Annotated in this window: 12 protein-coding genes; 11 read left to right on the forward strand and 1 reads right to left on the reverse strand. The window is 72.7% G+C overall.

Annotation, left to right across the window (positions count from 1 at the left end; all coding sequences use genetic code 11):
- The 4 genes from ACFV4N_RS30870 to ACFV4N_RS30885 all read left to right on the forward strand — a co-directional run.
- Positions 1-772 (forward strand): hypothetical protein (locus ACFV4N_RS30870; RefSeq protein ID WP_499676148.1); only part of this gene is annotated, 772 nt, incomplete at its 5' end.
- The gene (locus ACFV4N_RS30875; RefSeq protein ID WP_499676149.1) at positions 765-3,584 is read left to right on the forward strand and encodes an ATP-binding protein; all 2,820 of its coding nucleotides are present in this window, start codon (positions 765-767) and stop codon (positions 3,582-3,584) included. The genes ACFV4N_RS30870 and ACFV4N_RS30875, both read left to right, overlap by 8 nt.
- Complete coding sequence (locus tag ACFV4N_RS30880) at positions 3,581-4,075, forward strand: hypothetical protein (protein ID WP_499676150.1); 495 nt, start codon at positions 3,581-3,583, stop codon at positions 4,073-4,075. Before ACFV4N_RS30875 ends, ACFV4N_RS30880 begins: the two co-directional genes overlap by 4 nt.
- Complete coding sequence (locus ACFV4N_RS30885) at positions 4,065-4,559, forward strand: hypothetical protein (RefSeq protein WP_499676151.1); 495 nt, start codon at positions 4,065-4,067, stop codon at positions 4,557-4,559. The genes ACFV4N_RS30880 and ACFV4N_RS30885 overlap by 11 nt, the downstream gene beginning before the upstream one ends.
- Positions 4,560-4,615: 56 nt before the next feature.
- Here ACFV4N_RS30885 and ACFV4N_RS30890 read toward each other — a convergent pair whose 3' ends face one another.
- A complete protein-coding gene (locus ACFV4N_RS30890) occupies positions 4,616-4,990 on the reverse strand; it encodes a hypothetical protein (protein ID WP_499676152.1) in 375 nt (124 codons plus the stop codon).
- Between the two features lie 604 nt (positions 4,991-5,594).
- On the opposite strand from ACFV4N_RS30890, the gene ACFV4N_RS30895 reads away from it, so the two are divergent.
- The 7 genes from ACFV4N_RS30895 to ACFV4N_RS30925 form a co-directional block, all read left to right on the forward strand.
- Positions 5,595-6,413 (forward strand): histidine racemase CntK family protein, encoded by an 819-nt coding sequence (locus ACFV4N_RS30895; RefSeq protein WP_499676153.1) that lies wholly within the window; start codon positions 5,595-5,597, stop codon positions 6,411-6,413.
- Between the two features lie 33 nt (positions 6,414-6,446).
- Complete coding sequence (locus tag ACFV4N_RS30900) at positions 6,447-7,238, forward strand: methyltransferase domain-containing protein (protein WP_499676154.1); 792 nt, start codon at positions 6,447-6,449, stop codon at positions 7,236-7,238.
- 36 nt (positions 7,239-7,274) lie between these two features.
- Entirely contained in the window at positions 7,275-8,573 is a 1,299-nt protein-coding gene (locus ACFV4N_RS30905; RefSeq protein ID WP_499676155.1) for an opine metallophore biosynthesis dehydrogenase, read from the forward strand.
- A gap of 487 nt (positions 8,574-9,060) precedes the next feature.
- Positions 9,061-9,999 (forward strand): ABC transporter substrate-binding protein, encoded by a 939-nt coding sequence (locus ACFV4N_RS30910; protein ID WP_499676156.1) that lies wholly within the window; start codon positions 9,061-9,063, stop codon positions 9,997-9,999.
- Positions 9,996-11,099 (forward strand): FecCD family ABC transporter permease, encoded by a 1,104-nt coding sequence (locus tag ACFV4N_RS30915; RefSeq protein ID WP_499676157.1) that lies wholly within the window; start codon positions 9,996-9,998, stop codon positions 11,097-11,099. The genes ACFV4N_RS30910 and ACFV4N_RS30915 overlap by 4 nt, the downstream gene beginning before the upstream one ends.
- Complete coding sequence (locus ACFV4N_RS30920) at positions 11,096-11,959, forward strand: ABC transporter ATP-binding protein (protein WP_499676158.1); 864 nt, start codon at positions 11,096-11,098, stop codon at positions 11,957-11,959. Before ACFV4N_RS30915 ends, ACFV4N_RS30920 begins: the two co-directional genes overlap by 4 nt.
- 130 nt (positions 11,960-12,089) lie before the next feature.
- On the forward strand, positions 12,090-12,997 hold a 908-nt coding region (locus ACFV4N_RS30925), incomplete at its 3' end, for an MFS transporter (protein WP_499676159.1).

Genomic DNA, 12,997 nt, shown 5'->3' on the forward strand with positions numbered 1-12,997 from the left:
GCTGGCCACAGAGGGCTCGCACCCGCGCCGGAAGGACTTCCTCGACCGGGTGCTGTTCGAGCGGGTGCTGCACGCCGTGCGCGTGCGCCGAGGGCGGGCGGACCGGGACGCGGTGTTCGTGGCGGGTGCGGACCGGATCGGACCGGAGGGCCTGGAGGACCTGGCCCGCCAGGCGCGGCGCTGCGGCGCGCGCCTGGTGCTGATGCTGGAGCACCTGCGCGGCGACCTCACGCGCCTCCTCGGCGGCGCCGACAGCACGACGATCCTGATGCGGCTGGGCAACCACGAGGAGGCCAGGCTCGCGGCGGAGTTCATCGGCCGCGAGCACACCTTCCGGATCAGCCAGGTCACCCGTCAGGTCGGTCGGGGCTTCACCGAGGGTCACACCGAGTCCTCGGGGACCCAGACCAGCACCTCGCGCAACGAGGGCGCCCACAGCAGCCGGCCCGACGCGGCGAGGTGGTTCCACCGCAGGGCCGGCACCAGCGGCGGCTCGACGGGCACGGCCACCTCGCGGTCGGACACCTGGCAGCGCACCGCGAACTACGCGTTCTCCGACTCGGTGAGCACCGGCGCCACCGAATCGCGGGTCTACGAGTTCACCGTCGAACCCACCCAGCTCCAGGGCCTGCCGCCGACGGCGTTCATCCTCGTCGAGCAGGGCGGCGACGGCCGTCGCCGGGTCGTGCCGGGCGACTGCAACCCCGGCATCACCCTGCTGCCCGGTGTGGTCGGCGGCCCCGCGCCGGCGGAGGGGGTCCGCGGTGCTTGACCCCGGGCTGTTCGGCGGCGCGCGGGTGTTCCGGCTGACGTCGGTGCCGCGTGCCGCCGCCGACCCCGACCCGGTGCCCGCGCAGCTGTTCGCCGCGCTGACCGCCGCGCACGCGGAACTCGCGGACCGCGGGGTCGTCTTCGCGGCGTGGCAGCGGGTCGCGGGGGACCCCCGGGTGCGGGTGCTGTTCGGCGGCAGCCCCGGTTTCCCGCCCGCGCCGGGGTCGGGACGACCGGGCGACGCCGTCCCGCTGCTGTACCCGCCCGGCAGCACCGCGGAGGTCGTCGACGCCGGCGAGGTCCTCGCCGGCTGGCGCGACTTCCCCTCCTGGGTGCGCTGCGCCGGCCGGTTCGACGCGCTGTGGCAGCCGGCGGGCGGGGGGCGGCGCCCCCCGGTCAGGGGTGCGTTCGACGACTACGTCGCGCACCTCGGCGAGTCGTTCGCCTGGCTCACCGTCGCCCAGCCGCTGACGCCCGGCCACGCGGACGAGGAACTGTCCACTTTGGAGGTCTCGATCCCGCCGCTGCGCCGCGAGGCGCGGCTGGAGTCCAGCCGGATCGCGCTGCACCGCGCCGAAGGCCGCTACCGGGAGCTGTCCCTCGCCCGCGCGACCGGCCTGTGGCGCGTGCACGTCCTGGTGGCCGGGCGGGACGACGCCGGCGCGCACCGGGCGGCGGCCCTGCTGTGCGGCGCGAGCGACCTGGACGACCTGCCGTACGCGCTCGCGCCGGCGAGCCGGGCGGACTCCCTCGACCGGGTGCTGGCGGCGGCCGTGCCCGATTCGCCGTTCACCTCGGGCGCGGAACTGGTGGCCGCGCTGGCCCGGCCGCCGAGGCGCGAACTGCCGGGGATCCGGCTGACCGAGCCCGCCGCGTTCGACCTCACCCCCGAGACGAACGGGTTCCTCGGCCTCGGCACGGTGCTCGACGACGCGGACCGACCGGCGGGCGCCCTCACCGTCGGCGAGGCCACCCTGAACCGCCACGTCCTCGTCGCGGGCGCGACCGGCGCGGGCAAGTCGCAGACCGTGCGGCACCTGCTGGAGCAGTTGCACCACGCGGGTGTGCCGTGGCTGGTGGTGGAGCCGGCGAAGGCGGAGTACGCGGCGATGGCCGGCCGCCTCGGCGACGGCTCGGTGACGGTGATCAGGCCGGGCGACCCGGACGCCGTCCCGGTCGGCCTCAACCCGCTCGAACCGGAGCCGGGCTTCCCCGTGCAGACGCACATCGACCTGGTCCGGGCGCTGTTCCTGGCGGCGTTCGAGGCCGACGAGCCGTTCCCCCAGGTGCTCGGCCACGCCCTGAACCGCTGTTACGCCGAACTGGGCTGGAACACCGTGCTGGGCGGGTCGCGCCTGCGCGGGGTGACGCCGAGGCACCCGACCCTGGCCGACCTGAGGCGGGTGGCCCTGGAGGTCGTCGACGGCATCGGCTACGGCAAGGAGGTCACCGACAACGTCAAGGGATTCATCGACGTGCGGCTCGGCTCGCTGCGCCTGGGCACGCCGGGCCGCTTCTTCGAGGGCGGCCACCCGCTGGACGTCGCGGAACTCCTGCGCCGCAACGTGGTGCTGGAGGTCGAGGACATCGGCAACGACCAGGACAAGGCGTTCTTCATCGGTGTCGTGCTGATCCGCCTGCACGAGCACCTGCGGTCCCGCCGGGCGGGAAGCACGGGCGGCGGGTTGCGGCACGTCACCGTGCTGGAGGAGGCGCACCGGCTGCTCAAGCGCGCCGAGCCGGGTTCGCCGACCGCGCACGCCGTGGACCTGTTCACCTCCCTGCTGGCCGAGATCCGCGCCTACGGGGAGGGGATCGTGGTGGCCGAGCAGATCCCGTCGAAGATCGTGCCGGACGTCGTCAAGAACACCGCGCTGAAGATCGTCCACAGGCTGCCCGCCGCGGACGACCGCGACGCCGTCGGCGCGACCATGAACCTGGACGAGGCGCAGTCCCGGCACGTGGTGTCGTTGCCGCCCGGCCGAGCGGTGGTGTTCGCCGACGGCATGGACCGCCCCGTGCGGGTGACCGTGCCGCTGGGCGAGGACCGGGAGGAGCGGGGCGGCGGCGCCGAGGCGGCGATCAGGGGCACCCGCAGCGCGGCCTGCGGACCGACGTGCCGGGCGCGGGCCTGCCTGCTGCGGGAGGTGGACGCCGCCGCGGCGTTCGCCGAGGACCCCCGGCTCGTGCTCTGGATCGAACTGCTCGTCGTGGCGCACCTCGTGGGGCGGCCGGCGCCCCGGCCGGAGCGCGCGTGGCTGGCGGGCCTGGCCGCGCGGTCCGACGCCCGCACGCTGGAGTGCGCCATCGCCCACCGCGCGCAGACCGCGGTCGACCGGCGGTACGGCGGGCTGGCGGCCCACTACCAACCCGAGGCGCTGGCCGAGCACGTCGCGGCCTCCGCGCTGGCCACCGCGCGCGGGGACGCCGCACCGTGCGCCGGGGACGAGGTGTGGTGGCAGGCGGGCAAGTACCGGTGGTTCGACGTGGTCCGCGCGCTGGTGGAGGCGGACCCGCGCGCCGGACCCCACCCCGACACGGCGAGCTGGGCCGAACGGGGCCTGCACCTGACCGGTGGCACCGTCGCCGAGCAGCTCGCGGACCTGGAGGCCCACCCCGACAGCTGGCTGCCCGACGACGCGGTGATCACCGGAGGCGGCTCGCCGCCGCTCTACGAGCGGGCGTTGGCCGAGTTGAGCCGCGTGCGCCCCCTGGACCGGAGGTTCCTCGCCGTCACGGGCTTCCTGGGCCTGGGCACGACGTGGCCGTTGACGACGCTGGACCTCACCGACCGGGCGGGGGGTGACCGATGAGCGCGGACACGAGCGGACCGCCCGAGGCGCCGGTGGTCCCCGACCGGCCCGCCGAGTCCGACCGGCCCGCCGAGCCCGACCGGCCCGCCGAGTCCGACGGGTCGGTGGAGGCCGGCGACCGGGCGGCCGGGCGGGAGGAGCCCGCCGAGGGCGCGGCCAGGCGCTCGCTGCGCGAGGAGCGCCCGCTGGAGACCGACGTGCGCGACGAGGTCCCGGTGCTGCCGGCCGCCAGGGAGATCGTCCGGCACGCGGACCGGCGGGCGCTCAAGGGCGACGGCGACCACTACGTCCGGGGCGTCCGCGACGAGGACCTCGCCCACTACGTCGACGGGGTGCTCGAGCGGCAGGTGCCGGGCGTGGAGACCAAGTACCCCGGCAACGGGCGGGTCGCCCACTGGGACCCCGACAAGCAGGCCCTGGTCATCGAGGACGGCGACCGGGGCACGGTGTTCACGCCGAGGAACGGAAGGGACTACTTCGATGACCTCTGAGGGGCGGGAACTCCCCGGCGAAGGTGTCGTCCGGTTGCGGACCGGCGAGTTCGACCTGCTGCGGCAGGTCGTGCGGGAGGTCCGGGAGCTCAGCGACGCGCAGCTCTCCGAACTCGGCGTGCGGCGGGACGAGGTGGACGACCTCCGCACCGCGGTGCGGGCCGTGCACGGCGAACTGGCGGGCACCGACTGGACCGCCCTGGACGTGGTCCTGGACGAGGCCCCGGCGGGGACGCCCTCGGTCACCCGCCCGCAGGAGGCCGTCCCGCAGGAGGCCGTCCCGGGGGGAGTGGGCACAGGGGGAGCGGGCACGGCCAGGGTCACCGGCATGCTCGGCCGGGCGACCGCGGCCCGGCTGCCCGACATGATCCACTACGTGCGCGGCTGGTTGGGGGACGTGGAACTGGGCCACCGCACGGGGAGCGACCCCGGGCAGCTGAACGACCTCGCCGACCGGTTCCGGGCAGCGGCGCGGGACCGCTGAGCCGTTGTGGCGGGGCGTCTCTCCCGGTGCGGTGGGCGGGGACGCGCCGGGTCGCTTCAGTCCGGCCGTCGCGAGGCGGGCAGGTTCGGCGGTGTGATCCGCCTGTCCCGGACCGAGGGCGGTGGCGGGGCGAGGCCGGGACCACCGGAGCACAGCCAGCCGACGACGCCCTCCAGCGCGGCCTCGTCCTGCACGCGCCCCAGCCAGACGGGTTTGGCCCCCGCGGCGCGCGCGGCGGGGGAGGGGTGGACGACCAGGACGTCGGAGTGGTCGCAGATCCCCAGGCAGTCGGACTGGCGGACCTCGACGGGGCCGTCCCGGGCCTCCTGCAGGACGCGCAACCGCCGGTCGTGGTCGGCTTCGGAGTGCTTGGGGTTGGTGCCGCAGCAGCACGCGCGGCACAGGGTGACGCGCGGGTGGCGGTCGGACATGCTCCTCCTTCGCCCCGGTCACGTCGGCCGGGCAGCCCCGTGCCCACCCGCCGACATCCCAGTGGTCGGATGGCGGAGCGTTCCGGTTCCCGGGCGGGCCGGGGTCGTGGCCGGCCGCCCGCCCGGCGGGCGCGCCGGGTCCGGCTCGCGGTCCGAGCGCGTCCGGACGGGTGGCGTTCCACGAAGTCGCCCGGGACCGCCGGCTCATCGGACAAGTGATGTGGAATTGTCCGGTGCACGAGGCGATTCGGTTGTCGTGCCGGCGGGTGTTGAACAGGGCTCATATCACATTCGCTGCCACGGGGGAACTTCGTCGTCTTGCGGTCCCACTCCCTTGACGAACGGACCGCGTCCTGGTCGGCTGGAGGTCGGTCAGGTCGACAGGCGTGCGCCGACCGACTCGGTCAAAGGCCGCACACGTCGTTGACGGGAATGCGCTCAAGGCCGGCTTGCAAGGGGATTCGGGAGGGTTCGGTGGGGAACGGTCTCGCTCGCGCACAATTCGACCCGCTGATCGGGGGCCGGCCGCGACGATTAACGGCGGGTGTTCCGACGGGTTTCTCCTCCTCGGGGGCGGTCCTTGATCAGTCGTGAAATCGACTTCGTGAAGTTGAGCCCGACGCAGAACATGACCATCCTCGTCCGGAGTGAGAACCCGGCGGAGGAGTACCGGGACATAGCCCGGCAGATCATGGCCTACGAGCACGTCCACGCCGAGCAGGTGGGATTCGTGCAGAAGTCGGGGTCGCCGGACGCGGACATCGGCCTGCACATGGCGGGGGGCGAGTTCTGCGGCAACGCGTGCATGGCCCTGGCGGCCCTGACCGCGGCGGAGGACGACCTGGGGGTCGGCCGCTCGGCGGACGTGGTGATGGAGGCATCGGGGACCGACGACCTGCTCACCTGCCGGGTGGTGAGGCGCAGCGCCGAGTACGTGTGCGAACTCGCCATGCCGGTCCCCCGGCTCGTGGAGCACCGCCCGCCGGTGCGCGAGGTCGGCGACGGCTCCACCTTCGTCTGGTACGACGACTCGCTGCACGTGGTGATCGAGACCGGTTTGCACGACCGCGTCGCCAGGAGGAAGGCGCAATCGCTGGCGGTGCGGCTCGGGGAGTCGTCGAACCTCTCCCTGATAGGCGTCATGTTGTACGACCCGGACACCGGTCGAATGGCCCCGCTCGTCCACGTGCCGCCTTTGGGCAGCATGGTCTGGGAGAGGGGGTGCGGGTCGGGCACGGCGTCGCTCGGGGCTTATCTGGCCTGGAAGAACAATTCGTCCGTCGTGACGAGCGTGGTCCAACCCGGGGGCACGATGAAGGTGACGGCGGACTACGCGCCGAATGGTCTGTCCGGTATCAGGGTCGAAGGGTCCGTCCGGATCGTGGCCGAGGGGAAAGCGTACTTGCGGCAGCAGGCGGCCTGATGTCGGTTCGGTGAACGATCGGCAAGGAGTGGAATGGGCACCGCAGATCTGGTCCGGTTGATGGAAGAACACCTGCACGCGCTCCGGGGATCAGCGGCCGAGTACGACGGGACCACTCGTCACGGCCCGGAGATGGAACGCGTCGTGGGCGACTACTCCGCATTCGTGACCGACGCCCGGCACCACGAGGCGTGGGACGCGCTCCAGCGTGAGAGCGCACCCGGTTTCATGCGCCTCGTCGCCGAGCTGAGGTCGCAGTCCGCGCGCTGCGCGGCGATCATGGAGAAGTACCGGGCGCTGAACCTGCTGGACGGCCGCACCGCGTCGGCCGGGTACTTCGACAACATCGAGTCCGGCATCGAGGTGGAGTTCGGCACCTTCCGGTTGACCCCCTCGTCCAAGGTGCTGCTGGTCGGCTCGGGGTCGTTCCCGATGAGCCCGCTGCGCATCGCCAGGCGCACCGGCGCCACCGTGGTCGGCGTGGACATCGACGAGGAGGCCGTCGACCTGGGCCAGCGGGTCGTGAAGACGCTGGGGAGCGGGCTGGACATCAGGCTGGAACGGGTGTCGGTGGAGGACCTGCCGTTCACCGCGGAGGCGTCGCACGTCATCTTCAGCTCGACCGTGCCGGTGAAGTACGACCTCCTGCACGCGATCCACTCGTCCACGCGGGACGACGTGGTGGTGGTGATGAGGTACGGGGACGACCTGAAGTCCCTGTTCAACTACCCGATGGAGCCCGTCGACCCCCGGAAGTGGAAGGTCGCCGAACAGGTCCTCCGCCCGGAGCACATCTTCGACGTGGCGCTGTACGTGAAGGCTTGACCGCTCAACCGTTTCATCGCGTGGATGGGGAGATGCATGAGTGACCTCGGGCGGGTCTTGATCGCCGGGACCGGGCCGACCTCGGTGCAGTTGGCCGTGATGGTGAAGGAGCGACTGGGATCCGCGGTCGGGATCGCGGGCCGGGAGTCCGCCCGCTCGGCCACGTTCTTCTCGGCCCTGGAGGGCAACGGGCGGGCGGTCCGGGTCGACGTCCAGAACGACCAGCACCGCGCGGCGGCGGGCGAGTGCCGGGTCGACGAGCTGTACCAGGGCTACGAAGCGGTCACCGGCGAGTGGAACACGCTCGTCCTGGCGGTGACCGCGGACGCCTACACGCGGGTGCTGCGCCGGATCGACCGGCGCGTGCTGGGCCGGGTGGGGTGCGTCGTCCTGGTGTCGCCGACCTTCGGCTCGAACTACCTCGTGCGGAACTACCTGCGCGGCCTCGGCGTGGACGCCGAGGTGATCAGCCTGTCCAGCTACCTGGGCGGCACCCGGTGGTGGGACGGCACGCCGTCGCACCACGTCCTGACGGCGGCGATCAAGAAGAGGCTGTACGTCGGTTCCAGCCGGGGGCGCTCGGAGAACCTGGACCTGCTGTGCGACGTCCACCGGCACGTGGGCGTGGACATGGAGGTCATGGGCGCGCCGATCGAGGCGGAGACCAGGAACATATCCCTGTACGTCCACCCGGCGTTGTTCATGAACGAGATATCGCTGAACGCGGTCTTCTTCGAGTCCGAGCCGATCAAGTACGTGTACAAGCTGGTGCCCGAGGGGCCGATCACGCCCGCCCTGGTCAACGACATCGTGAACCAGTGGAAAGAAGTGGGCCACATCGTCGGGAAGATGGGCCTGAAAGGCGTCAACCTGCTCCGGTTCATGGTCGACGACAGCTATCCCGTCCGCCCGGAGAGCATCTCGCGCGCCGATGTCGAGCGATTCGAGGAGTTGCCGCCCGTGCACCAGGACTACCTGGTGTACGTCCGTTATGCCTCGTTGTTGGTCGACCCGTTCTCCGAACCCGACGCCGAAGGCAGGTACTTCGACTTCTCGGCGGTCCCCCTGCGCCGGATCTTCGTCAACGGCGAGGGGCGGTGGGACGTCCCGAGGATGCCGAAGGAGGACTACTACCGGACGAAGGTGATCCAGGGCGTCGCCCGGTACCTGGGGGTGGACTGCCCGACCATCGACAAGCTCCTCGCCCGCTACGAGGGTGCGATCGAGGAGGCGGCCCGGGTCCACGCGGGCGAACCGCTGTCGGACGCCTTCGTGGTGCGGGACTTCCGCGAGGACCTCGACATGATCTGCGAGGAGGTCATGGCGGCGGGCTGAGCGCCGGTCACCCGGGGTCGGTCGCCGCCGGTCGGCCCGGCCCCGGGCGGCGTCTCGGCCCGGCGCCGAGCCGCTCCCCGGAAACTTCGGCGACGTATGCAAACATGCGAATAAAATTCCGTCTCCTTTGTGGGGTGCCGATTACTCGAAAAGATCGAAAAGCTGTGTGATGTGAATCACAAACGCGCTGTGCGGTGATCGGCCCTCCAAGAGGATGGCTACCGACCACCCCTGAACGTTCACGTCTTAGTGCTGCCCGTGCACGGGCTCACCAGGGGTGTGGTCTTCGATCGCGACCGAGGCGGGATGGTGGAGGTCTTCGATGCCTGGGAATCACGTGCCGGTCAGGGCGGGACGTGGCCGCTTCCGGCCGTTGGCGGCTGCCTTGTTCGCGATGTCGGTCCTGGCGGGCGGGTGCGCCGGAAGCGAAGGCGCGTCGAACGGGGACGATCCGCCGAATTCGCCGGGAGCCTCCGACCACTACCCGGTGACGGTGGAGAACTGCGGCCGCCGGGTCACGTTCGAGAAGGCCCCGAGCCGGGTCTTCCTGGGATTCCAACCGGCGGCGGAAATCTTCTTCGAACTGGGGCTGGGTGATCGGGCGGTCGCCCAGATCAAGCCGATCGACCCCCCGCTGCCCGACCAGGCCGCGGACTTCGACCGGGTCCCGGACGAGTCCCCCGACGCGTACGTCCCGGTGGGCAGGGAGAAGATGTTCGGGTTGCGGCCCGACATGATGTTCGCCTACGTCAACTCCGAGTACGGCGGACCCGAACACCTGGCCCCGGGCCTGGCCACGATCGAGGACTTCCAGTCCATCGGCGCGCAGGTGTACGCCCTGGTGTGCCCCGGCGAGAACCCGGTCCAGACCGCGTTCACCCACCGCGCCCTCGCCGACCTCGGCCGCATCTTCGACGTCGAGGACAGGGCGAAGGCGGTGAGCGACGGGCTGAAGGCGCGCGTCGCCGAGGTGCAGAGGCGGGTCGCGGGCAGGGAACCGGTCCCGGTGTTCTACTACTACGGCGGCGAGGGCCCGATCCGGACGGGCAGCCGGGACGCCCTCGTCAACGAGGTGATCGGCCTGGCGGGCGGCGTGAACGTCTTCGGTGACGTCGGCGGGGGGCGCAGGGGCTTCCTCCAGGTCTCGCAGGAGCAGGTGGCCGCCACCGACCCCGCGGTGTTCCTGGTCGGGGCCAGCGCCAACAGCGACAAGGACCTCGCGGCCAGGGTCGACTACCTGTACCGCATGTTCCCCGAGATGCGGGCGAGCAAGGACGAGCGGTACACCGTCACCTACGACTCCGCCAACACGCCCGGCCTGCGCTACGTCGACACCGTCGAGAGGCTCGCCCGGGTGCTGCACCCGGACGCCTTCGCCGACGCCGCGCCGACCACGTCGCCGACGACCCCCTCGGGTGAGAAATGACGCCGGTCGCACCCGACACCGACCTTCACCCGGTCGAGGACCCGGCACGCCCGCCACGACGCCGCGCGGCCGGCCGGGCGGCGCTGCTGCTCGGCCTGGGCGCCGCCGTGGTGGCCGCCATCGCCCTGGGCACCTCCCTCGGCCCGGTGCGGGTCCCCCTGCGGGACACCGTGCAGGTGGTGCTCTACAACATCTCCTCGGACTGGTTCGCGAAACCCGACGACCCCGTGTTCACCCAGATCGTCTGGCAGTTCCGACTTCCCCGGGCGCTGCTCGGCGCGGTGGTCGGCGCGGGCCTGGCCGCGGTCGGGGTCGTGCTGCAGGCGGTGGTGCGCAACCCGCTCGCGGACCCGTACCTGCTCGGCGTCTCCTCCGGCGCCTCCTTCGGCGCCGTGCTGGTGCTGGTGGTCGGCTCCGCCTCGGTAGCCGGGCTGGGCCTGTCGTCGGCCGCGTTCGCCGGCGCGCTGGTCGCGACCCTGCTGGTGTACCTGCTGGCCCAGCGCGCGGGACGGGTCACCCCGTTCCGGCTGATCCTGGCCGGGGTGTCGCTGGCGTACCTCTTCCAGGCCCTCTACGGGTTGTTGCTGCTGCGCGCGAACCCCCACGACGTGCAGGGCGTGCTCACCTGGCTGTTCGGCAGCCTGGGGTCCACCGCCTGGGACGACGTGGGCGTCCCCGCCGTCGGCGTGGTGGCGGGCACGCTCTACCTGTTCACCCAGGCGCGACCGCTGAACTCCCTGCTCGCCGGGGAGGAGACGGCGGTGTCCCTCGGGCTCGACGTCGCCCGGTTCCGGGTCCGGATGCTGGTGGTCACCTCCGTGATGGTCGGGGTGATGGTCGCGGTCAGCGGCGCGATCGCGTTCGTCGGCCTGATCATCCCGCACCTGTGCCGGATGCTGGTCGGGTCGGACCACCGGCGGCTGCTGCCGGTCGCGGCGCTGACCGGGGCGGCGTTCATGGTCCTGATGGACCTCGCCGCCCGCGTCGTCCTCGCGCCGACCGAACTGCCGCTCTCCATCGTGACCGCGGTGTTCGGGGTGCCGTTCTTCATCTGGCTGCTGCGCCAGCGCGAGGTCGGGCGGGAGGCGCGGTTCGGATGACGGGAACGGCACAGGGGCACGCGCCGCTGGTCGTCGTCGACGGGGTGTCGGTGGCGCTGGGCGGGACCCCGATCGTGACCGAGGCGGCCCTCGCGGTCGGTGCGGGGGAGATGGTCGGCATCGTCGGCCCGAACGGCAGCGGGAAGTCCACCCTCCTGCGCGCGGTCTACCGCGCGCTGCGCCCGGGAGCGGGACTGGTGCGGGTCGACGGCTCCGACGTGTGGGAGCTGAGCGCCCGCGAGTCCGCGCGGCGCACCGCGGTGGTGGTGCAGGAGTCCGGGAGCGACTTCGTCCTCAAGGTCGCCGACGTGGTCGCGATGGGCCGCAACCCGCACAAGGGCCCGCTGGACCGCGACACCGAAGAGGACCGCCGGATCTGCGCGCAGGCCCTCGCCCGGACCGGCGTGTCCGCGTTGGCGGGGCGCGACTACGACACCCTCTCCGGCGGGGAGAAGCAACGGGTGCTCCTGGCCCGGGCGCTGGCCCAGCAGCCGCGGCTGCTGGTGCTCGACGAGCCGACCAACCACCTCGACATCCGCTACCAGCTCGAACTGCTCAACCTCGTCCGCGCCCTCGGCGTGACCACGCTGACGGTCATGCACGACCTCGCGCTGGCCCTCGGGCACTGCGACCGCGTCTACGTCCTGCACCGGGGCCGGGTCGTCGCCGACGGGCCGCCGGCCGAGGTGCTCACCCCCGAGCTGGTCGCCGAAGTCTTCGGGGTCCGGTCGCACCGGTGGGTCGATCCCGACACCGGGCAGGCGCACCTGGGTTTCTCCCGCCTGCCCGACCCGCCGACCGACCCGGCGACCGACGTCGTCACGACCGCGGCGGGCGGACCGGGGCGGGAGCCGGGATGAGGCCGGACCGTGACGCGGGCCGTCCCTTCGGCACCGCGGTGCGGTGAGCGCTGGTGCACCCGACTTGCAGTTGCCAACATGTGGTTGTTGTTCGGTTCGTGAACCGGATGGAACGCGGGGAGAGCCTGAGATGACGTCGTCGACCGACACCGAGGAGAGTTCACGACCCCGGCCGGTCCTCCGGGACCCCGCCTTCCTCCGGTTGTGGACGGGCGCCACGGCGTCCGGTCTGGCCACCTGGGTGCTGCCGTTCGTGCTGGGCCTCGGCGTGCTGGAGCGGGAGCTGAGCGCGGTGGAGCTCGGCGTCGTGCTGGCCGCGCGCACGATCGGGTTCCTGGCGGCGGTCCCGGTGGGCGGGGTGCTGGCCGACCGGCACTCCCGGCGCGGCGTGGTGCTGTGGTCCGGGCTCGCGGCGGCGGCGGGCGCGCCGGTGCTCGCGCTGGGCCTGGGCCTGTCGCTGCCGCTGATGGTCGTCGCGGCGGTGGTCATGGGCGCGGGGCAGGGGGCGTGCCGGCCGGCGTACCAGGCGCTGGTCGCGGAGGTCGTCGACGCCGAGCAGCGGCAGGCGGCCAACGCGGCGATGTCGATGGCCGTGCGGGTGACCACGCTGGCCGCGCCGGCGGTGACCACGCTGCTGGCCATCGTGCTCGACACCAGGGCGTTGCTGGTGGGCATCGGGTTGATCTGGTTGTGCGCCGCGCTGGTCCCGCCGCGAGGGCGCCGCGCCGCGGTCACCGCCACGGGCCGCGGGTCCTTCGCGCGCGAGTTCGCCGACGGCGTGCGCGAGGCGCGGCGGCACCCGTGGTTCCTCGCGGGGCTGGGCGCGCTGACCGTGGTGATCTCCCTGGGCTACTCCGCCACCGGCGTCATCCTGCCGCTGATCAGCCGCGACCGGTACGGCATGGAGCTGGTGCTGGCGGCGTCGCTGACCGCCGCCACCGTCGGCGGGCTGATCGGCGCGCTGCTGATGGCCCGCTGGAAGCCGCCGGCGCAGGGGTGGATCGCGCTGGCCGCGCTGGCCTGCTACGGGTTCGCGCC

It is taken from the genome of Actinosynnema sp. NPDC059797 (assembly GCF_042732085.1).
GTDB lineage: Bacteria > Actinomycetota > Actinomycetes > Mycobacteriales > Pseudonocardiaceae > Actinosynnema.